General features: G+C 56.4%; 20 protein-coding genes and 1 pseudogene. 16 read left to right on the forward strand and 5 right to left on the reverse strand.

What is annotated here, in order from left to right; genetic code table 11:
- The first annotated feature begins 9 nt into the window (after positions 1 to 9).
- Complete coding sequence (locus JUI81_RS11855) at positions 10 to 492, forward strand: hypothetical protein (protein WP_018928117.1); 483 nt, start codon at positions 10 to 12, stop codon at positions 490 to 492.
- A 3-nt stretch (positions 493 to 495) separates the two neighbouring features.
- Here the strand turns inward: JUI81_RS11855 and JUI81_RS11860 are convergent, their stop codons facing one another.
- Positions 496 to 2,247, reverse strand: a complete 1,752-nt coding sequence (locus JUI81_RS11860) for a murein L,D-transpeptidase (protein ID WP_204124289.1) — start codon at positions 2,245 to 2,247, stop codon at positions 496 to 498.
- A gap of 81 nt (positions 2,248 to 2,328) precedes the next feature.
- Here JUI81_RS11860 and JUI81_RS11865 point away from each other — a divergent pair, with 81 nt between their 5' ends.
- The 9 genes from JUI81_RS11865 to JUI81_RS11905 all read left to right on the forward strand — a co-directional run bounded on the left by JUI81_RS11865 (position 2,329) and on the right by JUI81_RS11905 (position 9,665).
- Complete coding sequence (locus tag JUI81_RS11865) at positions 2,329 to 3,036, forward strand: murein L,D-transpeptidase catalytic domain family protein (RefSeq protein WP_018928119.1); 708 nt, start codon at positions 2,329 to 2,331, stop codon at positions 3,034 to 3,036.
- 146 nt (positions 3,037 to 3,182) lie between these two features.
- A complete protein-coding gene (locus tag JUI81_RS11870; protein ID WP_204124290.1) occupies positions 3,183 to 5,042 on the forward strand; it encodes a copper resistance system multicopper oxidase in 1,860 nt (619 codons plus the stop codon).
- Between the two features lie 10 nt (positions 5,043 to 5,052).
- The gene (locus tag JUI81_RS11875) at positions 5,053 to 5,940 is read left to right on the forward strand and encodes a copper resistance protein B (RefSeq protein ID WP_204124291.1); all 888 of its coding nucleotides are present in this window, start codon (positions 5,053 to 5,055) and stop codon (positions 5,938 to 5,940) included.
- Positions 5,941 to 5,995: 55 nt separating this feature from the next.
- Positions 5,996 to 6,379 (forward strand): copper homeostasis periplasmic binding protein CopC, encoded by a 384-nt coding sequence (copC, locus tag JUI81_RS11880; protein ID WP_204124292.1) that lies wholly within the window; start codon positions 5,996 to 5,998, stop codon positions 6,377 to 6,379.
- 3 nt (positions 6,380 to 6,382) lie between these two features.
- Positions 6,383 to 7,306, forward strand: a complete 924-nt coding sequence (gene copD / locus JUI81_RS11885) for a copper homeostasis membrane protein CopD (RefSeq protein ID WP_028939651.1) — start codon at positions 6,383 to 6,385, stop codon at positions 7,304 to 7,306.
- A 154-nt stretch (positions 7,307 to 7,460) separates the two neighbouring features.
- On the forward strand, positions 7,461 to 7,802 hold the full coding sequence (locus JUI81_RS11890; protein WP_019582098.1) for a hypothetical protein: 342 nt from the start codon (positions 7,461 to 7,463) through the stop codon (positions 7,800 to 7,802).
- Between the two features lie 227 nt (positions 7,803 to 8,029).
- The gene (locus tag JUI81_RS11895; RefSeq protein WP_096480702.1) at positions 8,030 to 8,434 is read left to right on the forward strand and encodes a hypothetical protein; all 405 of its coding nucleotides are present in this window, start codon (positions 8,030 to 8,032) and stop codon (positions 8,432 to 8,434) included.
- Positions 8,435 to 8,528: 94 nt separating this feature from the next.
- Positions 8,529 to 8,732, forward strand: coding sequence for a DUF2933 domain-containing protein (locus tag JUI81_RS11900; RefSeq protein ID WP_096480703.1), 204 nt, complete (start codon positions 8,529 to 8,531; stop codon positions 8,730 to 8,732).
- A gap of 141 nt (positions 8,733 to 8,873) precedes the next feature.
- Complete coding sequence (locus JUI81_RS11905; protein ID WP_028939654.1) at positions 8,874 to 9,665, forward strand: transporter substrate-binding domain-containing protein; 792 nt, start codon at positions 8,874 to 8,876, stop codon at positions 9,663 to 9,665.
- A gap of 139 nt (positions 9,666 to 9,804) precedes the next feature.
- On the opposite strand, the gene JUI81_RS11910 is transcribed toward JUI81_RS11905, so the two are convergent.
- Positions 9,805 to 10,002: a hypothetical protein gene (locus JUI81_RS11910; protein WP_019582096.1), complete on the reverse strand. Its 198-nt coding sequence runs from the start codon at positions 10,000 to 10,002 to the stop codon at positions 9,805 to 9,807.
- A 493-nt stretch (positions 10,003 to 10,495) separates the two neighbouring features.
- On the opposite strand from JUI81_RS11910, the gene JUI81_RS11915 reads away from it, so the two are divergent.
- Together JUI81_RS11915 and JUI81_RS11920 are read left to right on the forward strand one after the other, a co-directional pair.
- Complete coding sequence (locus JUI81_RS11915) at positions 10,496 to 10,954, forward strand: hemerythrin domain-containing protein (protein WP_019582095.1); 459 nt, start codon at positions 10,496 to 10,498, stop codon at positions 10,952 to 10,954.
- Positions 10,955 to 11,350: 396 nt separating this feature from the next.
- The gene (locus JUI81_RS11920) at positions 11,351 to 13,831 is read left to right on the forward strand and encodes a hypothetical protein (RefSeq protein WP_019582094.1); all 2,481 of its coding nucleotides are present in this window, start codon (positions 11,351 to 11,353) and stop codon (positions 13,829 to 13,831) included.
- A gap of 510 nt (positions 13,832 to 14,341) precedes the next feature.
- On the opposite strand, the gene JUI81_RS11925 is transcribed toward JUI81_RS11920, so the two are convergent.
- Positions 14,342 to 15,592, reverse strand: coding sequence for a relaxase/mobilization nuclease domain-containing protein (locus JUI81_RS11925; protein ID WP_204124293.1), 1,251 nt, complete (start codon positions 15,590 to 15,592; stop codon positions 14,342 to 14,344).
- Positions 15,582 to 15,950: a hypothetical protein gene (locus tag JUI81_RS11930; RefSeq protein ID WP_204124294.1), complete on the reverse strand. Its 369-nt coding sequence runs from the start codon at positions 15,948 to 15,950 to the stop codon at positions 15,582 to 15,584. The genes JUI81_RS11925 and JUI81_RS11930 overlap by 11 nt, the downstream gene beginning before the upstream one ends.
- Before the next feature lie 1,184 nt (positions 15,951 to 17,134).
- Between JUI81_RS11930 and JUI81_RS11935 the strand changes: the two genes are divergently transcribed.
- Positions 17,135 to 17,539, forward strand: a complete 405-nt coding sequence (locus JUI81_RS11935; RefSeq protein ID WP_239077677.1) for a 3'-5' exonuclease — start codon at positions 17,135 to 17,137, stop codon at positions 17,537 to 17,539.
- Positions 17,514 to 17,816, forward strand: a pseudogene (locus JUI81_RS11940) (NAD(P)-dependent oxidoreductase); the annotation flags it as partial. The gene JUI81_RS11935 and the pseudogene JUI81_RS11940, both read left to right, overlap by 26 nt.
- A 51-nt stretch (positions 17,817 to 17,867) precedes the next feature.
- Here the strand turns inward: JUI81_RS11940 and JUI81_RS11945 are convergent.
- Positions 17,868 to 18,167, reverse strand: coding sequence for a LysR substrate-binding domain-containing protein (locus tag JUI81_RS11945; protein WP_374707263.1), 300 nt, complete (start codon positions 18,165 to 18,167; stop codon positions 17,868 to 17,870).
- A gap of 53 nt (positions 18,168 to 18,220) precedes the next feature.
- Between JUI81_RS11945 and istA the strand changes: the two genes are divergently transcribed.
- Positions 18,221 to 19,720, forward strand: coding sequence for an IS21 family transposase (gene istA / locus JUI81_RS11950; protein WP_204124464.1), 1,500 nt, complete (start codon positions 18,221 to 18,223; stop codon positions 19,718 to 19,720).
- A complete protein-coding gene (istB, locus tag JUI81_RS11955) occupies positions 19,713 to 20,516 on the forward strand; it encodes an IS21-like element helper ATPase IstB (RefSeq protein ID WP_204124295.1) in 804 nt (267 codons plus the stop codon). Before istA ends, istB begins: the two co-directional genes overlap by 8 nt.
- Positions 20,517 to 20,628 lie beyond the last annotated feature (112 nt).

Raw genomic sequence — 20,628 nt, forward strand, 5'->3', positions numbered from 1 at the left:
GAAATCGAAATGAGTAAGGTAGACGAGCTCGCCGCGAAGCTTAAACAATCCCGGCAAACCAGTGCCGACGCGACCATCGCCGATCAAGCCATCGACAGCTGGCCCGCCCAGGTCTACGAGCTGTATCACCAGATCGAAGCCTGGCTGCAACCACTGATCGAGGTGGGCCTGAAGCTGCGACGCAATTCCACCCATGTGTTCGAGAGTGCGCCGGACGGTGCGACTTACGATTACGCCATCGACCAACTGCTGATCGAAGGCAACCACCACGGCATCACCTTCGATCCCGTCGCGCGCTTCACTGTCGACGGCGCCGGGCGGATCGAAATCCACTCGACAGGCAAGGAACTCGCCTTGTTACGAACCGTGAACGAACACGGCGAGACGCAGTGGTGGCTCCAGGCGAGCGAACAATCCGGACAACAACCGGATGCGATCGCGCTGACGGAACACAATTTGCTGCTGGCCGTGCAAGAAGGCTTGGGGCTTTAAAGCCTACAACTTGCTCTGCTCCGCTGCCACCGAAGGAGGCGCCGCTCGCCTCCCGTCCAGCGCCGGCCGCTCCGAAGGCTGATTCAACGCCCGCAATACCGGGGAGTCATAGCCATACACATCGGGCTTGAATGTCACGCGCCCATCAAGACTCAGGTCCACCGTCCAGTAGGCCAACAGCACCGGCACTTTCACCGGGAGCCTGATGTTCTCTGTCTTGCCGTTGGCTAACTGTTTTTGAATCCCTTCGCTGTTCCAGTGAACCGGATCGTTGAACAACAGCTCCACCAATTGCAGCGGGTTTTCTACCCGAATACAGCCGGAGCTGGTCGCGCGGTTGGATTTCGCGAACAACTCGCGATGCGGCGTGTCGTGCAGATAAATCGAATACTCATTGGGGAAACGAATCGCCACCTGCCCCAGCGAGTTATCCGACCCCGCATCCTGCCGTAAGGTAAGGCCGCGCGGGTTGTCCCAATCGACAGTGGACGGATCAAGCACATTGCCATCTCGATCGATCACGCGAATCCGGCTTGCCTCAAGGTAACCAGGATTGTCGCGAATCTTCGGCAGCATGTCCTTGAGCAGAATCGTCGGTGGCACGGTCCAGGTGGGGTTGAACGTGACGTAGGTGATCGCGGATTGAAAAATCGGCGTGCTGCGAAACGGCTTACCGACCTGCACCCGCGAGCGCCAGATCGGTTTGCCATCGCGATAGAACGCGACTTTATACCCGGCGATATCGACCACGACGAAGGTGCCCTGAAGCTTGTACAGCAGCCATCGCGCCCGCTCCATGTTCACCCGCACCTGATCGATTCGCGCCTCGACCGGTACATTCAGCTCCGCGAGCGTCGCCGGCCCCGCTACACCGTCCGCCCCAAGGTATTGCTCAGTCTGAAACTTCTTCACCGCCGCGGTGACGGCGTCGTCGTAGTCGGTGCGAGCAGTTCCTTGCGCGGCAAGATAACCGCCCGCCGCCAAACGCGTACGCAGTAGAGCAACCGAGGCGTCGTCCATGCCGGGCCTGAGCGTCTGCCCTTCCGGGACCTTTGGCCAGCCACCCCGATCACGAACCTTGCGCAGTTGCGCCAGGCCATGGCGCAACGTGCCGTAAACCGCTTCTTGGGGCGGCGCCTGGGCAAAGGCGCGCGCAATGTCATGGCTGTCGAGGGCGGCAAAAAACTTATTGACGTCCTCCCGAGGATCGACGCCAGCGGGGTCGAAGTTCCAGTGGATGTCCAACCGCGAAGGGTCGACCTTGCCGCGCCGCAACTGCAGCAACGCCGTGATGAACGTCCGGGTGGCGGAGATATCAAAGGCTGCCCGTTGCCCGGGGGTTGGGGTGGTTGTCTGCATCAACGTGCGGGCCTCGGCCAACTCGGCGATCCGGAAATCCGCGGGGTTCAGGCCATCGGCCTGGGTATCACCCAAGCTTTTCAACAACTGGGCGACATCGTCATCGTCCGTCCAGGCGGCGCGATAGCCACGATGGCTATAAAAATCCAGCACGACTCGGTTCACATCGACCCGTTGATGACGCGGCGAGGTGAGCAGCGGAGGAAACGCCGAACTCAATGGCGCCAACTCCGCCTGAATCGCTTGGCCGACATAATCACCGGGAGCCGCTTCAGCCACAGTGCTAACGGGAGATGCCGGCTCAATCGGCGAAGTTTGCGCGATCGCCGTGCCGCTTATCAGAAAGCCCATAAAAAATATGCGGCTTATGACGAATAACCTTGTTAACTGCCCCATGGATAATCCTTAATCTTCCGTTTTCAACCGGCTAGCGTCGTGCGCGCTGCTAGACTCGAAATATTCAGATGAGACTTGCATATGGCCCCACACCGCTTTGGCTGCTTAATGACGGCCCTGCTGCTGACTGCTTTTTTTTCATTACCGGCAGCCTACGCCGATTCGCTTGAAGCTGCCTTGGTCAAAGCGGCCCCCGATGCCAACGCCAAAGTCATTGCCCTGGCCGTTCGCGCCTCCCAATGCAGCCGGGCCCAAGGCACGTCCCCGGTGCAGAGACTCGCAGTGATCGATTATTCCCTGCCCTCGACGGTGCAACGTCTTTGGGTATTCGACCTTAAACAACGCAAATTGTTGTTCCATGAACTGGTCGCCCACGGTCGCAACAGTGGCGAGAACATGGCCAGCCAATTCTCCAATCAGAATGCCAGCTACGCCACCAGCCTGGGCTTGTACCGCACCCAATCCAGCTATGTCGGGCAGAACGGTTATTCCCTGCGCATGGAAGGTCTGGAACCGGGTTTTAACGACAACGCCTTCGAACGGGCGATCGTCATTCACGGCGCGCCTTACGTCAGCCCTGCCCTGGCGCGGGCCAATGGCCGGATTGGCAGAAGTCTCGGCTGCCCTGCAGTGAGGCCTGCGATTGCACATCGGCTGATCGACTCGATGAAGGATGGGCAGTTGTTATTTTCTTACTACCCGGATCAGCGTTGGTTGAAGTCTTCTTCGTATATCAATTGCGGTAACGCCACCGTGGCGGATTCGTCCAGGTCCAATAGCAGTCCTTGAACACCGCGTGAAACTGTCAAAACTGTAATCTTGGCCTCAGCCTGCTGAAAGGCACCGCCCGTTAGCCTCCTCCCCATTGAGTTCTCTTCCTTCCGCTCAGGATGGACCTGAGGGCTTTATCAGGCTGACGGACGGGATAAAACGGCATGCATTCCAACACCTCAAGACGCACCTTTGTGAAGGGCCTGGCCGCTGGCGGGATGCTCGCTGGCCTCGGGCTGTGGCGCACGCCAGTCTGGGCGGTCACCAGTCCTGGCCAACCTAATGTGCTGGCCGGTACCGACTTCGACCTGTTCATTGGCGAATCCCCGGTCAACATCACCGGCAACCCTCGAACCGCGATGACCATCAACGGCGGCATTCCCGGCCCCCTGCTGCGCTGGCGTGAAGGCGACACCGTCACGCTGCGGGTGAAAAACAAACTCAAGGACAGCACGTCGATTCACTGGCACGGCATTTTGCTGCCGGCCAACATGGACGGCGTGCCGGGCCTGAGTTTTCACGGGATCGAGCCGGGTGGCATGTACGTCTACCAGTTCAAGGTCCGGCAGAACGGCACTTACTGGTACCACAGCCATTCGGGCTTTCAGGAACAGTCCGGGGTTTACGGGCCGTTGGTGATCGACGCCAAGGAGCCGGAGCCGTTCCAGTACGACCGCGACTACGTGGTGATGCTCACCGACTGGACCGACGAAGACGCCGTCGGCCTGATGAAAAAACTCAAGAAACAATCGGACTACTACAACTACAACAAACGCACCGTGGGCGATTTCATCCACGACGTCAGCGAGAAAGGCTGGGGCTCCACGGTGGCCGATCGCAAGATGTGGGCCGAGATGAAGATGAACCCCACCGACCTGGCGGACATCAGCGGTGCCACTTACACCTACTTGATGAACGGCCAGGCGCCGAACATGAACTGGACCGGCCTGTTCCGTCCCGGCGAAAAGCTGCGCCTGCGTTTTATCAACGGCTCGTCCATGACCTATTTCGACGTGCGTATCCCGGGTTTGAAAATGACCGTGGTCGCGGCGGATGGCCAACACGTCAAACCGGTGAGCGTCGACGAGTTCCGCATCGCGGTGGCAGAGACGTTCGACGTGATCGTCGAGCCTACCCAGGACGCCTATACCCTGTTCGCCCAGTCGATGGATCGAACGGGTTATGCGCGAGGCACCCTGGCGGTGAAGGCCGGGTTGTCGGCGCCGATTCCAGCGCTGGATCCGCGACCGCTGGTGACCATGGATGACATGGGCATGGGCGGCATGGATCACGGCAGCATGGGCGGTGACATGGCGGGGATGGACCACGGTGCCACGCAAGGCATGAACGGTGGTGACATGCAGGGCATGGACGGCGGAGACATGCAGGGCATGGACGGCGGCAACATGCAGGGCACGAACAGCATGGCCGGAATGGATCACAGCAGCATGGACATGGGTGACATGGCCGGGATGGCCGGGATGGCCGGGATGGCCGGTATGCAATCCCATCCCGACACGGAAAAAGACAACCCGCTGGTGGACATGCAAGCCATGAGCACCACGCCAAAACTCGACGACCCGGGCATGGGCCTGCGCAACAACGGCCGCCGTGTGCTGACCTACTCCGACCTGCGCAGCACCTTCGAAGACCCGGACGGCCGCGAGCCCGGCCGCACCATTGAACTGCACCTGACCGGCCACATGGAGAAGTTCGCCTGGTCGTTCAACGGCGTGAAGTTCTCTGATGCCGAACCCGTGCGACTCAAGTACGGCGAGCGGGTTCGAGTGGTGCTGGTCAACGACACGATGATGACCCACCCCATTCATTTGCACGGCATGTGGAGCGACCTCGAAGACGAAAACGGCCAGTTCATGGTGCGCAAACACACCATTGATGTGCCGCCGGGATCGAAGCGCAGCTATCGGGTCACCGCCGATGCGCTCGGCCGCTGGGCCTACCACTGCCATCTCCTGTACCACATGGAAATGGGCATGTTCCGTGAAGTTCGCGTGGAAGAATAAGGCGCTACCCATGACCAGACTCACTCCGATCACTTTGACCCTCGTTACCATGGGCCTGACGCTCTCTTCGGCCATGGCCGCCACTGACAACATGCAGGGCATGGACCATAGCCAGATGCCGGGCATGGATCACAGCCAGATGCAGAACGAGGATTACGGGCAAATGCAGCCCGCCGCGCCGACCCAAAGCCGCACGCCGATCCCGGCATTGACCGACGCCGACCGTGCTGCCGTTTTCGTCAGCCCCGCCGGCCATGACATGCACGACAGTGCGCTCAACTATTACTTCCTCGCCGACAAACTCGAATGGCAGGACGCCGATAACGGCAGCGCATTGGCGTGGGATCTGTCTGGCTGGATCGGCGGCGACGTTGATCGCCTGTGGTTGCGCTCCGAAGGCGAACGCGTCAATGGCAAGACCGAAGATGCCGAAGTCCAGGCCCTCTGGGGCCACGCGATCAGCCCATGGTGGGACGTGGTGACCGGCGTGCGCCAGGACTTCAAACCCGGCGCCCCGCAAACCTGGGCCGCGTTCGGTGTGCAAGGCATGGCGTTGTACAACTTCGAAACCGAGGCCACCGCGTTCATCGGCGAAGGCGGCCAGACCGCCGCACGGCTGGAAGGCGACTACGACATCCTGCTCACCAATCGGCTGATTCTGCAGCCGACCGCCGAGCTCAACGTCTACGGCAAAAACGACCCGCAACGGGGCATTGGCTCCGGACTGTCGAACACCGAAGCCGGCCTGCGGCTGCGCTATGAAATCCGCCGGGAGTTCGCGCCCTACATCGGTGTGACCTGGAACCGCACCTACGGCAAAACCGCCGATTACGCCAGGGACGAAGGCGAAGACCGCAGCGAAGCCCGACTGGTCGTCGGCGTTCGGCTGTGGTTCTAAACACTTCAACTCAAAAACCTAAAAACCAACCGCTTAAAGCGGTAAGAGGCCTTGCATGCGCACCATCAAAACCACCGCTATCGCCATCGCACTTTCCACCGGGCTGCTCATGAGCGCACTGGCTCAAGCCCACCCGAAACTGCTCTCCTCCACCCCAACCGAAGGCGCGGACGGCGCAGCGCCCAGCAACATCGAGCTGCACTTCTCCGAAAACCTAATGACCCAATTCTCCGGCGCCAAACTGGTCATGACCGAAATGCCCGGCATGGCCCATTCCCCCATGCCGATGAAAGCCAAGATCTCCGGCGGCAGTGACCCGAAAACCATGGTCATCACCCCGCTCTCGCCCCTGCCCACCGGCAGCTACAAAGTCGAATGGCGCGCCGTGTCTTCGGACACTCACCCGATCACCGGCAACGTTACGTTCAAAGTGAAGTGATTGATGAGCGACTCGGTCGGCATTGCCCTGCGGTTTGCGTTGTATGTGGATTTGATGCTGTTGTTCGGGGTGGCACTTTTTGGGCTGTACAGCCTTAAAGGGCAGGAACGGATGTCCGGGGCGGTGCTGCCATTCCGGTCGATGCTGGCGGGGATGGCAGTGCTGGGCGCGGTGTTGTCCGTCGCCAGCATGGTGATGATGGCGAGCGCCATGAGCGGTGAAACGGACTTCGCCGAGCTGCGTCCGCACATCGAGATGATGCTGTTTGAGACGGATGTCGGCTTGGCTTGGGGGGTTCGCATTGTTGCGCTGGTCATCGCTGGCTTAGCGGTGATGCTCCGTGCGCCTGGTTTCAGTTTATGGGTCGCGGCTTTCGCCGGTGCTGTTGCCCTCGCCAGCCTGGCCTGGAGCGGGCATGGGGCGATGGATGAAGGCGATCGTCGCTTTTGGCATTTCGCGGTGGACATTCTGCACCTGCTGGCAGCGGGGGCTTGGCTTGGCGCGTTGCTGGCGTTTGCGTTGATGGCGAAGATCAATGCCCTGCAAACCGAAGCGCGCCTCAGGTTGCTGGCCCGCGCGGTTAATCGGTTTGAGGCGATTGGCGCGGCCATCGTCGTGGTCATCACCGCGACGGGAGTCGTGAATTATCTGTTCATCGTTGGGCCGAAGCTGGACGAGGTGTTTCTCAGCACTTACGGGATTCTGCTGTTCATCAAAGTGGTGCTGTTTGCCGGCATGCTGGTGCTCGCCGCGTTGAACCGGTTTCACCTCGGGCCGTTTCTGGAGCGCTCGTTGCGGGACGGGCAATACACGGTCGCCGCCAATGCGTTGCGGCGCAGCGTGGTGGTGGAATTGGCGGCGGCGGTGTTGATCGTGGGATTGGTGGCTTGGCTCGGAACGCTGAGCCCGGAAATGGGTGCCCAGTAGGGAAATGAAAGCATCCGATGACCGGCCAGAGCAGTCAGTGGACAGGGTGAGGGTCCTTTACTAGCGTCTAACCACACTAGATTTCAAGCCAGAGGGTTCAACACCCAAGCGCCAAGGTGAAAAAAGCGGCGCAATTATCGAAAGGAGTTCGAAAATGGCTGAAGTAATGAAAGTGGTGGATGTCGACTTAAAAATACTTAAATCCAACCCACCGCAGCTACACATATCGGCAATTGGCCTGGTGAATTCTGGTGGATGGACAAACCCGAGACTGGAGCCGCGGGTTTACATTCAGTTCCCACCAGACGGCATTCAGGACTTCGATTTTGTTGCTGATCCGCCCCAAGGGGCTGCTATACAGGTCATCCTTCCCATCGACGCATCAAAACTTTGGAAAGACCCGCCACTCGATAAACTCAAGGGAGTAAGAGTGCACTCTGCTAGCAACTCGATTGAAGCTCACCTTAAGAGTTCGAAGTCCGTGGCTTGTGGATAAACAACTCATGTAGAGGGATACGTGTCGGGCCTTGCCTGACACGTATCAGCCATTGGAATGTCACAGTGGCAGCACAACAAACCTCTGTGGGCGTCGCTTGATATGGATCAACAACGCCCTGCGACCGTGGCGTAAGTTCAAGATCACTCCCTCTAACGGGAACACAACATATCCTGGTCCGCAGCCATCCGACGCTGCCGATCCGCGTTATCACTGTGGAGATCGCCATGCACATCTACGTCAAGTCCCTCCTGGCCGCACTGGTCATGAGCAGCCCATTGCTGACGCTGGCTGCCGAATACCCCGAAACAGCGCCCGCCGCCCCCACCGATAACGCAACCCAAGCCACGCCCATGCAAGACAAGGCCATGAGCGAACAGATGAAGAAAATGCAGGCAGCCCACGACAAAATGATCGCCGCCAAAACCCCGGCCGAACGCCGGGCAGCCATGCAGGAAGCCATGGCTACGATGAGAACAAGCCTCGGCATGCTGCACGACAATTGCAGAGGTATGGGGATGGGCATGGGCATGTCCGGTGGCAAGGGCAGCTCGGATACGACGATGATGGACATGATGATGAAAATGATGGATCAGCAATCCAGGATGATGAAGATGCCGATGGGCCAATAAGCATTGCGCCATAACCCCCGTCGCTGACGGTTGGCATTGGCCGGCATGGCCGGACGAACCCCCGCGACATTTTCGTCAGAATGGAGCGCGTCACATGAACCACTCAAACCCCTCGACACCTCCTGCCACCTCGTTCTGGCGCGGCAAACCCGGCATCGCGCTGGGCATGCTGCTGGTGATCGGACTGTTCTACATGGCCCGCGAGCATTACGGTCATATCTACCCGCTTCTGCCCTATCTGATTCTATTGCTGTGCCCGCTGATGCACCTATTCGGGCATCACCACGGCAGACACTGACCCATGCATCGCCCTCTCGATCATCGAGCATATTGAACCAGGGCCGGGGAGCATCGCATTCAGCGTGGATGACAGCCAAGAAGCGCTTTCACTACACTGATCCAGCCTTGCCCCCCACTCCATCACAAAAGCCCGATAACAATGAAAACCATAAAAAGCACAATGATGCTCTGTGGCCTGCTGGCTCTATCCTGCGGCGCTCAGGCAGAGCAAAACTCTTCCCATCTGGACACCGTCCTGCAACAAGGCCAACTGCGCGTTTGCACCACAGGCGACTACAAACCCTATACCTTCAAAGGTGAAGACGGTGAATACTCGGGCATCGACATCGCCATGGCCCGCTCACTGGCCGACAGCCTGGGAGCGAAGGTCGAGTGGGTCCAGACCACCTGGAAAACCCTGATGCCCGACATGCTCGCGGGCAAATGCGACATCGGCGTCGGCGGCATCTCCGTCACCCTGGAACGCCAGAAAAAAGCCTTCTTCAGCACCACCCTGGATGTCGACGGCAAAATCCCGCTGGTGCGCTGCGAAGATCAAGCGAAATACCAGACCCTCGAACAAATCAACCAGCCTTCGGTTCGCCTGGTCGAACCGGCCGGCGGCACCAACGAAGCCTTCGTCCACGCCTTCCTGCCCAAGGCGCAATTGCAGCTGCACGACAACGTGACCATCTTCCAGCAACTGCTGGACAAGAAGGCTGACGTGATGATTACCGACGCCTCGGAAGCGCTGTATCAGCAGAAACTCAAACCAGGTTTGTGCGCGGTCAACCCGACGCAATACATGCAGTACGGTGAGAAGGCATATCTGCTGCCACGGGATGACATCAGCTGGAAGATGTATGTCGATCAGTGGCTGCATCTGGCCAAGGTGACGGGGAACTACCAGAAAATCCTCGGTCAGTGGATCGCGGTGCCAGAGGCTAAATAGCCTGTTAGTTGCCGCGACACATTCCCTGTAGCAGCTGGCGCAGCCTGCGTTCGGCTGCGCAGCAGTCGCAAAATCAGGGCACACGGTTCATCAGGCAAATCACGCAACGGCGAAAACACCCCAGCCGTTGCGTCATTCCTTAGTCGTGCAGCAAGCCCGAGCTGTACTCATTAAAGCTGTTGCCGATGGCGCTCCCACCAAAGTTCACCTTGTTGGGGTTATGGCCATCGAATTGTTGGCAGCCTTCTGAAAAGCAGGAACTGGTGCTCACACCCGAACAGGCGCTCAAGAGCAAAGCACCGGTGATCAGCATGGCTTTGAAGAGGTTCGAGATCATCTTGTTGTTTCCTGTGGGCTGGAGGTGTGGCAGCACGGTCTTAGGCGGTCATCCTATGCCGCGAGCCTGCCCAACTTGATGAAACATTACTGAGCGACAGCGTGGGTTCAGCATCCTTGTTTTCTCTGAAGCGACCCACCTGCTCAATGGCGGCTTTGTGCGGGAGACCTTCGGGTCTGCCGGGTTCCTGGTTTCCCGGTCTTGCAGACCCGCGCACAGCTGCCACCGCATCGATTGGGCGCTGCTTTCTCCTTCCGTTTTCGCGGGCGGGCATCCGGCAGATCAAATAGTGCATATAAACATACACTCGATATTTCAATTTTTTCCAAAGACGAAAAATTTCCTGGGGTGGGAGCTTTGTGCTCGCCTATACTAAAAAGATTAAATAGTGTCAGCGAGTGCATTTAACAAGATATTGAAACCTAGGCGTCTTTTGGAGTTACTGGTTAAAAACATTTTCTGTGATGATCTGGTGTCGCGACGAGGATTTGACATGAACGTTTTGTTGAAAGAACTTCTGACCTATCATCACGAAGTGTCTATGAAAATTACTCAGATCAAAGAATTGCTGAGGAAAATCAGACATGAACCCGATGGAACTGATGACTGCAAGCTGTTGTTCACGATGCTGGAAGCCTTGCATGGTGATGCAGAGCGACACCACCATGAAAATGAAGAACTTATTCGGCTGGCCTTGCTAGCGACTGAGGCGCCGATCCACCAACGGGTCAAGGATATCGAGCGAGATCATCAGGCATTTGGGCGCATTGCTGGACAGTTGAAGATGTTGGAGGACACCACTAAGGAAACGAGAGTAATTGCTGACACTATCGATGACTTTATCAAAAAATATTACGATCATATGGACGCCGAGGAAAATATTTTCTTTCCGGCGGCAGATAAGTGGCTGTCAGACGACCAGTGGCAGGAAGTCAAGAATCAATGGCATTAGTTGGAGCTCGCCGTACACCTTAAAAAATTAGCTTACTTAGCACTGACTTCACTTAAGTATTACGCGGACACCACGTATTAACTTACAGGGGTGTCCGTATATCGACGGCTCTTCGTTGCAAGTCACTCAACCCCTCCCGTTCCTGTTCTCACTCGCTCTCAACTACCGCAGCAAGACTCACCTGAGCCCCGTAAGCCCAATCCTGATAAACTCCCCACCTCCCAGCCTCACCCATTCCAGAAACGCCAATGCCACCAATCACCGCCACACTCGCCCTGCTCTCCCGCCGCTTCTGCGTCGCCCCATTTTGCGTCGATCAGGCTGGTCGTTGGTAACTCAGCATCTCTCTTTTACGCAAACACGCTTATTTGAAATCGCCCATTTATTCTCGAGGTAATGGTGACTCACTCTTCGGATCAACGTACTGACGAAAAAAGCCTGCCTCGATTGTTGCTCGATCTACTTTGGCAAATCGCCGTACTGTTGATCCCGATTTTTCTCGTGGCGGTATTACCGCTGCTGTGGGCGCTCGGTGTGGTACTGGGTTGTGCTGCCTTGATGTGGCTGACGGCACGGGCCGGTTGGCAACGAACCGGTCGAGGGGCTGCCCGGCTCATGACCTCTGCCGCACTAGGCCTGGGTTTTAATCTGGGCAGGGCTTTGCCGGCGTACTGGGATATTGCGGGGGCAGCGGCTGTGATGTTCTTCGGGCTGGCTTGCGTCAGTCACTTGGAAAGACGTTTTGGCCTGGTCGATAAAACACAGGCCAAGTCGTCACCGGTATCGCCTGGTCAGTCTTCAGGCGGCGCCAGTGCCTGGGGTGGGGACGAACCGCAGCAAACTCCCGAGGGCGAGCCCATCAGGGTGTTCAACTACAGCGAAATCGCCATGGGCGGACCCGTCCTGTGCGATTACCTATTTCCCGATGGGGTGCTGCTCCAGGGCCTTGGGTCGTCGGCTCGCTTCTCGAATGACGGACGTTATTTCGCCGCGCCTTTACCCTCGCGCCAAGCCTGGGGATTGGTGATTCTGGATCGACAGTTGCGTCAGCTTTACCAGTGTTCGTGTGATGAATTTTGGGAACTGGATGCCTTTAACGACGGCATCCTGAGTGGGCGTTACAGTCCTCTGGTCGACAACGGCGCACGGGAGATCAGCCTGGAGCAACTGCTGACGACGGCTGAAAAGGTCAGCCTGGTGCCCGTTATTGACCTTTGGGTTGAGCCTGGTGACTGGCAAAAAAACCTTGCGCTCGACGCGTTCCGGCATACGTCTCCCGATGGTCAGCAAAGATTGGACGCCTGTCTGGCGCTGCCGGCCAGCCTGCGCGAATTGCCACAGCCTTGCGCCCCGCTGATGAGCCCGGAATACAGCGTGAGCATGAACGGTGAGCCCACTTCGTTGCTGATCAGGGCCGATACCTCAATCATCTGGAATCATGATGGCCGCTCGTTCGCTTGCCATGCACGGATGAATGATGAGCAACCGCAAGCCCTCGAATATTGGCTCTGGCACGTAGACCGCGGCTGGCAAGCATTGCCTTGTCCGTGGCTATCTGCCGACAGCGAACCTTCCATGGGTTGGAGCGACCCCCTGGAGCTGGATGACCACTACCTGCGGCTATCGTCTTACTTCGACTACCCACAGCCTGATCGCGGTCGCTATGGATATGGCTTGTACAGCATACACAGCGACTGTGAGTCTCAGGTGGGCCATGATCCGAACGGCCGGGTGCAGGTTGCGCAGCGGCACCTGACTCGCATGCGGTTGGCCGTGCCTCTGGTGGGTGATGGACAGCGAGGCGCGACGATGGTCGAGTCGGCACCATTGACTGGTGATACGCGGGCTCAATTTAGCTGGCGGCAAGACAACAGCCTGGGGCTCGGGGGTTATACCTGCAGGATTGGGGACTGGGAGTTACCGGGCGTTTGGCTGCTCGATCATCGAGTTTCAGACACTGGACGTTACATCGCATTAATACCGTTCGCCCTGCCGCCCGCGACAGCAGGTCACGTGGTGGTGGTCGACGCACAGGAACGACAATTGATGAACAGCCCTCCTCTGTTGGTCGCACGATTGTTGGACTTTCGTGGGCCGAGACTGAGCCTGGCAGTGATTCGAGGTCGCCTGGATCAAGATCGGCAAAGCAGTCCATTGCAGCGCTTTGATCAATCGCCACCCGAGGCGGACGATGCCGCTGCATTTTGCCAGTATCGACAGGACTCGCGGCTTTACTACGAGTGGTGTGAGCTCAATGTCAGCCAACAAGGCCTGAGCGCCCTCCCCGATTGGCGCCTGGTTAAACAGCCACAGTCTGCAATCGCCGATGGAAACTTTGTCCAGCCAGCACCGATGGATAAAGATGCCGCTTGGCTGTTCGGTTGTGAAACCGAATACGCCGACAGTTGGCTACGCGTCCAGAGCCCACGCCTGGGCGGGCATTTGCTGACGGCGTCCGGTTGCGCCATCAGCCATCTCGCGCCCTCGATGATCTGGTCCGAGGATGCACGTTATCTCGCGCTGACTCGACTCCATACCAACGTCGAAGATGACCACGGAGGTCGCTTGGCATGGCAGATCTTGCTGTTGGATGTCCAGGAGCGAACCTTGAGGCATTCACCTCAGTGGCTCCATAATCGACCACAGTTTGAAGGTTTTAATGCCAATGTCTTGAAGGTACGTCTATTTCTGCGCGACTGGGAAGCCGAGGATGAAGGAGACCGAGGCTCAATCAGCGCAATGAAGTTGAGCGACCTGCTGGCACTCCCCGCCGAGTCCCTGTGCCCGCACGCAGGACTCTGGCTGACGAAGGATCAACTTTGCCACTCCGAAGCGTGGCAAGCATTGGATACATCGGCCTTACGCCATTGGCGCTAGTCACGTTTATCACTGGCGCTGGCATGGCGCGCGAAAAGAGACGAAGCCGACTGCGGTGAGAAGCACGACGTCAGAATCGTGGTCGCCGCAAGTGCCCCCTAGCGCCCTTCCACTCCCTCATTCCTGATAAACTCCCTACCCCGCCTCACGCTTCTTTTATTCAGATACCCATGCCCCATTCAGCCGCACCAACCATCGCCCAACCGCTCTCCCGCCGCTTCTCCGTCGCCCCGATGATGGATTGGACTGCTTAAGCAGTAGGTAAGCGACCTGCAGACCATACCGTGTGTAATCGATGTGTAATCGTACGCACGCTGTTGGTACACCGCTCCACCACCTTCCATTCGATTGGACTGAAGCTGACTGGACAGACCGACAGGAGTTATCTCTAATTCCGGGCACTACCGACTGGCATCACTGAGTGAACGAAGATTCGAGTTCACCTTGAACTCGGCTGAGCCCGCTGAAAGCACCGCTTTGGTGGCACACCCTACTGTTCAGCGCATCTCATCAAGCCAGTTGCAGTTCCTTCTGAACAACCCTACGTTGCTCAGGAGCAAAAAATGGGAACGCCTCATCCTGATCGTACTCTGTATAGCCTTTCACTCTGGGATTGCCGGGCTTTGCTGTGTACTTAGCAGCGACACCGAAAAGCGCGGTTAGGATCTGTAGGACGGCCTTAATCAGGGCCATCGCCTCTTCGTGAGCGATTTCCTGTCTAACCTGAGCCCCGGTTCTTTTTACTTTGAGTTTGAGGAAGGGTGAACAGGCAGTGTTGGCAGGAACGAAGTAGAGATAGATCCAGCCACGGTTGACCCAGTAGCGGTGCTGAACTGGTTTAGGCTCGCCTTTACTCGCCGAATTTCGCTTTGAAAGCTCTGCTTGTAGCTGTGGAAGCATGCGCGGCTCATATCTGATGCCTTCCTGTGTAGTCAGTTTTTGAAAAGTAAACCGAGCTTTTTTCAAAGTCTTGCCAGCGGTGACACGCCCTTCGAATTCATAAGCGATCCCTTTCGGCTGGCCTTCGGTGTCGTACCGCAGGTGGACGTAGACGCGTTGCCTCCTTAAGGCCCGGACAAAATTGAGAATGTCACCATTACGCTCCCTAGTACTTTCTATACAAGCTCCCACCCTTGCAGCCAGACGGGATCTGTAGGGCATGGTGTGGGCCCTTGCGGCACCCTCCACTTCCCTACCGCTCACGGTGATGTTCCAGGTTTCCTCCGGCCTAAAGGCCTTTCTGAGGCCGAACATATCCTCGATCTCGCTAACCGCTTGAATGTTTCTTTCATAGTTATTTTTGTCACTAACCATCGGAAAGCCTGGCTCGAAGCTAACTCGATTCGCAACGATATGAACATGCTCGTTGCCAGTATCAGCATGAAGGACTGATGTGTACTTAGTAGTGCTCTTGAAGCCCATCAGTTTCAGGTAATGTCGTACAGCGATCTTCCATTGCGTAGGGGTGAGTGACTCACCAGTATCTAGCGAAAGAACCGCATGAAAAATTGGCCTCAAATTTCTCTTTGGCTTTCCTTGCTCGCCAACCTTCAATTTTGTAGCAATATCCATGTCCAAGATCATACAACTCAGATTCTCCAGACTTCCCCTCTGTATCTCGACCTCTGGGCAGAAGGCCAAGCAGTTGGTATCGATCGTAATGATATTGACTATGTCATGGTCGTGCTTTTTTCCTCCGTAAATGTATTTAATACGATTAGCGCAAGAACCAGTGGAAGATTTTAGGATTTTACCAATCATAACCTTCACCCTCCTCGCCTTTTCCACCAAGCCTAACTTTGTCCAGCTCGCCAAAAATGTTCATGGCCACGTACATAATTTTTTTGATCAACAGTTCTTTTTCGTTGTCGTCCATGATCATCTGGGCAAGTTCAACGAGGTGCTCGCTAGCTTTCTGAGCTTGAGGAATAATCACGTATCTGCGTTTGGGCTTGGAATTGATAACGTAGTCCCTTACAAAAGCTCCAGCCGCTTTGTATCCCGACTCCTTAAGGCGCTCATCGAAAATTGCACGCTCATCAACGCTCATGCGGATCAGCAGACTTTTGTCTTTCTTAGCCAGCTTGATTGCCTTCGTGGTGAGAACTTGGTCACTCATACTGCGCGTCTCTTCTGATCGAGTTTTTTCTATTTATTATTATCACTCTTGGAGCAACACTCAGCGCAACCCCTCAAGGGGGTGAGCATCAGAGTATTTCGCACGAAATTGACCGTCGGGGTATATCACCGACATAACTTGTTTCTGGTATAGCTTTAGAACAACGCTCTTTTTTGCCCCCCTTAAGTAGCGCGTATATCATTGATACGTCTGGCCCAATACGGGCCAATAGAGTATCAATACAAGCCAGCGCAGGCTCAATAAAGACCAGTGTTGGCTCAAAGAACGCCAAAATCGGCCGATAGAGAGCCAGACAAAGAAGCACCCCCCCTAAAGCTCGAAAAGTGATCACTTACAGGTCTATCCGTAATAAGCATATAGACGTTAATTTCGAGTCGACTCCCTGCACTCCTCATCTTGCGAGCACTTTAGCTACCAGCCGCAACCAACCTCTGTACGGTGTACGGAGTTGATTCAATTCTTTCTCCACAGGCAGACTACGAGTAACACAATTACTTACCCCTGGAGGTCACGCATGCTGCGAGATTCAACAAAAGGAAGAAGTTTTGACCTAGCAACCGTTACCGTCCACCAAATGGACGAATGGATCGAAGCGCGTCTGTGTACCTTAGAGTCTAGACACGACGACCACGGATTTATCGAGGTTGACTCTATTGAGTACCAACAGCTAAAAGTCTTCAGAGCTCTACTCGAGAAAATGGCATTGGCGACATATTTCAACTCACCGACCATTCTCGACAGCCTGGAGCGCCGTCGCATGCGTTCGATCCAACTGTGTTCAACAGACTCCTTAGGGCCCGTCTAAGCGTTACAACGAAACCCTAACGCATAGTCGCGAATTTGATGCGATACATCTATAGCGGTGCTCCGCATTTACTGCGTGCGCTTCCGTGCTCGTAGGTCTAGCACATTTCAATCAAAGATATGGCGTGCAGGTTTATACGACTACCGACCGATAGGCCCAAAACAAACGGTAGAGTCTATGAGCTCTAAACGTCCGGCTAAGACACCTGCCCGGAGTAGGTAACTACCAGTCGTTCGACCCTTGCTCAACCCAGCGGTAAGATGATCTCAAGCCCCACTCCACGCAATTCAAAGAGGCCGTTGATTGGAGTAGCCGAGAGCGACTAACCTGAACCGATCCAAGCGAGGCCATACTTGCCATGAGCATTGAAGTAAAACTCCTTCATCTCCAAACAATCCAAAACCTGCTCGCGCCATTCCGCTATTTATACTGCGTAGACCTTGAAGCGACCTGTGATGAGATTGATGATTCGAAATCGCCAAGTCCGCTTGCAGTCGTCCCAAATCAGATGGAAACGATCGAAATTGGCCTGGTGGTAATTGATCTGGAAACGCTTCAGATCGTCGATGAATTCCAACGCTTCGTACGGCCACAGATCAACCCTGTCCTCACCGATTTCTGCAGAAAGCTTACGTCCATTCGACAAGCAGACGTGGACGGTGCCCGAACCTATCAAGAGGTTGGCGACGAGCTACGAACGTTTACTACGCATTATCCAAACGCGGCTTGGGCATCATGCCCAGGTGCTGCAAGCTCTGGGTAAGGGCGGGTATTTGATCAACGTGGCTCGTGGCAAACTCGTCAACGAGACTGATCTGGTGGCTGCGCTTGAAGCAGGTGAGATCGCAGGTGCGGCGCTGGATGTGTTTGTCGACGAGCCGAACGTTCCAGAGGCACTGTTCGGCAACGAGCAAGTAGTGCTGCAGCCACACCGCGCCAGCGCGACGCTGCAGACCCGAACGCGAATGGGCGAGATGGTGGTGGCGAGCCTGGTTGACAGTTTTGCCGGGAAAATACCGCAGGGCTGTGTGACTGGCTGAACATTGGCCACCCTGGAGGAGTAGCGATCCTTCAGAGGTGGCCTGGGGTCATCAATCGATGAGCTCTCTTGCAGTGGCTGCCAATTGGCTGCCTACATGCGCTTTCAGTACTTCGATGAAGCGCGTGATCTTCGCATCGACAAACTGCCGGGAAGTGTAGACCGCATAAACATTGCGCTCGTAGGTATGGTACTCAGGTAAAACCCGCACGAGTTTCCCCGAGCGTAAATCGTCGATGGCCGAGAATCCAGCCAACAAACCTATCCCCGCTCCGGATCGAATAGCGACGTGTTGCCGCTGACCGAAAACTGACCCAGTAAAGGCTGTTCTGCCGACTGAAAACTGACCCAGGTGTTCAACTGCTTCTGCTCACTTTCCGAGCAGGAGAACACAGGGTGATCAGCATGGAAATGTTGGGAAAAATCCGGCGGATGTACTTCCGCGACAAGCTCTCGCTGCACCAGATAGCCAAGCGTACCGGGCTGTCGAGAAACACCATCCGAAAATGGGTCAGAGCGCCCGAAGCCACTCAGCCGGCGTACCAGCGGTGCGCGACCTTCAACAAACTCAGCCCTTTCCACGACACGCTGGAACAGGCGCTGAAAGCCGATTCGTTCCGGGCAAAGCACAATCGCAGAAGCGCCAAAGCACTTTTCGAGCAGATCAAGGCCGAGGGTTATGACGGTGGCTACAGCCAGCTCACGGCGTTTGTACGCTCGTGGCGAGGTGAACAAGGCAAGTCTTTACGCGCTTTTGTACCGCTGACGTTTGCGCTCGGTGAAGCTTTTCAATTTGACTGGAGCGAAGAAGGGCTGCTGATCGGAGGCCTGTTTCGACGCATCCAGGTCTCCCACATGAAGCTGTGCGCCAGTCGCGCATTCTGGTTGGTTGCGTACCCTAGCCAAGGTCACGAGATGCTATTCGATGCCCATACACGCTCGTTCGCAGCGTTAGGTGGCGTGCCGCGTCGCGGCATCTACGACAACATGAAAACGGCTGTCGACAAGGTCAATAAAGGCAAGGGCCGCACGGTCAATGCCCGGTTTTCCGTGATGTGTGCGCACTACCTGTTCGATCCGGATTTCTGCAACGTAGCCTCTGGCTGGGAAAAGGGCATTGTCGAGAAGAACGTTCAAGACAGTCGACGGCGCATTTGGCTTGACGCTCAAAACTGCATGTTCCACACCTTCGAGGAACTGAATGCCTGGCTCGGCCAACGCTGTCGTGCGCTCTGGAGCGAGCTGCTGCATCCGCAGTACAACGGACTTACGGTGGCGGAAGTTTTGGAGCTGGAACGGGTCGAAATGATGCCGATGCCGACGGCCTTTGATGGCTACGTCGAGCGCACCGTACGGGTCTCCAGCACCTGCCTGATCAGCGTGGCGCGAAATCGCTATTCGGTGCCTTGTGAGCGAGTCGGCCAGTGGGTCAGCAGCCGTCTTTACCCATCCAGGATCGTGGTCATCGCCGATGACGCAATGATTGCCAGCCACGAGCGCCTCTTTGATCGAGATCAGGTCAGTTTTGACTGGCAGCATTACATCCCACTCATCGAACGCAAGCCGGGTGCACTGCGCAATGGCGCACCGTTTGCCGATCTGCCCAATCCGTTGCGGCTTCTCAAACGGGGCCTGAGACGTCACAGCAACGGTGATCGAATCATGACGCAGGTGCTCGCTGCCGTGCCCATCGCCGGTCTCGACCCGGTGCTGGTAGCGGTAGAACTGGTGCTTGAGTCGGGAAGTCTGAGCGCCGATCACATCTTAAATGTTCTCGCCCGACTCACCGCTACTGCACCACCGCCTTCCGTAGAAACCAGCCTGCAACTCAAGGTGGCTCCCGTTGCCAACACGGCCCGATATGACCAACTCCGTACAACAGATGAGGAGAGCCGCAATGCGTGACTTGATGGCAGAACTTAAAGAACTGCGTCTGCATGGCATGGCGCAGGCTTGGGAAGAACTGGCGGCCCAGGGAGAAGCTTCGACGGCATCCTCGAAATGGCTGCTTGAGCATCTGCTCCAACAGGAGCAGGCAGATCGCGCCGTGCGCTCTGTGAATCATCAGATGAACATGGCAAAGCTCCCCATGCACCGTGATTTAGCTGGCTTTGACTTCAACGCTTCCAGCGCTGATGCCCGTCTGGTCAAGGAATTATCCAGCCTGGAGTTTACGGAGACTGCGCAAAATGTCGTGTTCATCGGTGGGCCTGGAACCGGAAAAACACACCTGGCCAGTGCCTTGGCCGTGTCCGGAATCACCACTCATAACAAACGAGTACGGTTTTTCTCCACGGTCGATCTCGTCAACCTGCTGGAGCGTGAAAAGTACGATGGTAAGGCAGGCCGAATCGCCCAGGGACTGCTTCGGACAGACCTGGTGATACTCGATGAGCTTGGGTATTTGCCCTTCAGTCAGAGTGGTGGCGCGCTGTTATTTCACCTGCTTTCAAAACTGTACGAGCACACCAGCGTGGTCATCACCACCAACCTCAGCTTCTCTGAATGGTCGAGTGTGTTTGGCGACGCCAAGATGACCACAGCGTTGCTGGATCGGCTGACACACCACTGCCATATCGTCGAAACGGGCAACGAGTCCTACCGCCTGCAACACAGCACCTTGGCCGCCCAGACAAAGATCAAATCGCGAGAGCGAAAGCACAAGGACGAAGAAGGTATCGAGGACGATGAGCCGTTTTGATCTGCACCGTAAACACCCTTCCGCATGCCTGCATGCGGTGGGGCCAGATGCGTCTTCAGCCAAGACACTACTGCTAAGCTTATCCACAATTGCTGGGACAAAAATCAGCAAT

The sequence above is a fragment of the Pseudomonas sp. 008 genome (genome assembly GCF_016861935.1).
Taxonomy (GTDB): Bacteria; Pseudomonadota; Gammaproteobacteria; order Pseudomonadales; family Pseudomonadaceae; genus Aquipseudomonas.

What these genes read in the sequence shown, in the direction of transcription:
- JUI81_RS11855 (WP_018928117.1), top strand. Translation starts at nt 10, where the DNA reads ATGAGTAAGGTAGACGAGCTCGCCGCGAAGCTTAAACAATCCCGGCAA.
- JUI81_RS11860 (WP_204124289.1), bottom strand. Translation starts at nt 2,247, where the DNA reads ATGGGGCAGTTAACAAGGTTATTCGTCATAAGCCGCATATTTTTTATG.
- JUI81_RS11865 (WP_018928119.1), top strand. Translation starts at nt 2,329, where the DNA reads ATGGCCCCACACCGCTTTGGCTGCTTAATGACGGCCCTGCTGCTGACT.
- JUI81_RS11870 (WP_204124290.1), top strand. Translation starts at nt 3,183, where the DNA reads ATGCATTCCAACACCTCAAGACGCACCTTTGTGAAGGGCCTGGCCGCT.
- JUI81_RS11875 (WP_204124291.1), top strand. Translation starts at nt 5,053, where the DNA reads ATGACCAGACTCACTCCGATCACTTTGACCCTCGTTACCATGGGCCTG.
- copC (WP_204124292.1), top strand. Translation starts at nt 5,996, where the DNA reads ATGCGCACCATCAAAACCACCGCTATCGCCATCGCACTTTCCACCGGG.
- copD (WP_028939651.1), top strand. Translation starts at nt 6,383, where the DNA reads ATGAGCGACTCGGTCGGCATTGCCCTGCGGTTTGCGTTGTATGTGGAT.
- JUI81_RS11890 (WP_019582098.1), top strand. Translation starts at nt 7,461, where the DNA reads ATGGCTGAAGTAATGAAAGTGGTGGATGTCGACTTAAAAATACTTAAA.
- JUI81_RS11895 (WP_096480702.1), top strand. Translation starts at nt 8,030, where the DNA reads ATGCACATCTACGTCAAGTCCCTCCTGGCCGCACTGGTCATGAGCAGC.
- JUI81_RS11900 (WP_096480703.1), top strand. Translation starts at nt 8,529, where the DNA reads ATGAACCACTCAAACCCCTCGACACCTCCTGCCACCTCGTTCTGGCGC.
- JUI81_RS11905 (WP_028939654.1), top strand. Translation starts at nt 8,874, where the DNA reads ATGAAAACCATAAAAAGCACAATGATGCTCTGTGGCCTGCTGGCTCTA.
- JUI81_RS11910 (WP_019582096.1), bottom strand. Translation starts at nt 10,002, where the DNA reads ATGATCTCGAACCTCTTCAAAGCCATGCTGATCACCGGTGCTTTGCTC.
- JUI81_RS11915 (WP_019582095.1), top strand. Translation starts at nt 10,496, where the DNA reads ATGAACGTTTTGTTGAAAGAACTTCTGACCTATCATCACGAAGTGTCT.
- JUI81_RS11920 (WP_019582094.1), top strand. Translation starts at nt 11,351, where the DNA reads ATGGTGACTCACTCTTCGGATCAACGTACTGACGAAAAAAGCCTGCCT.
- JUI81_RS11925 (WP_204124293.1), bottom strand. Translation starts at nt 15,592, where the DNA reads ATGATTGGTAAAATCCTAAAATCTTCCACTGGTTCTTGCGCTAATCGT.
- JUI81_RS11930 (WP_204124294.1), bottom strand. Translation starts at nt 15,950, where the DNA reads ATGAGTGACCAAGTTCTCACCACGAAGGCAATCAAGCTGGCTAAGAAA.
- JUI81_RS11935 (WP_239077677.1), top strand. Translation starts at nt 17,135, where the DNA reads ATGAGCATTGAAGTAAAACTCCTTCATCTCCAAACAATCCAAAACCTG.
- istA (WP_204124464.1), top strand. Translation starts at nt 18,221, where the DNA reads ATGGAAATGTTGGGAAAAATCCGGCGGATGTACTTCCGCGACAAGCTC.
- istB (WP_204124295.1), top strand. Translation starts at nt 19,713, where the DNA reads ATGCGTGACTTGATGGCAGAACTTAAAGAACTGCGTCTGCATGGCATG.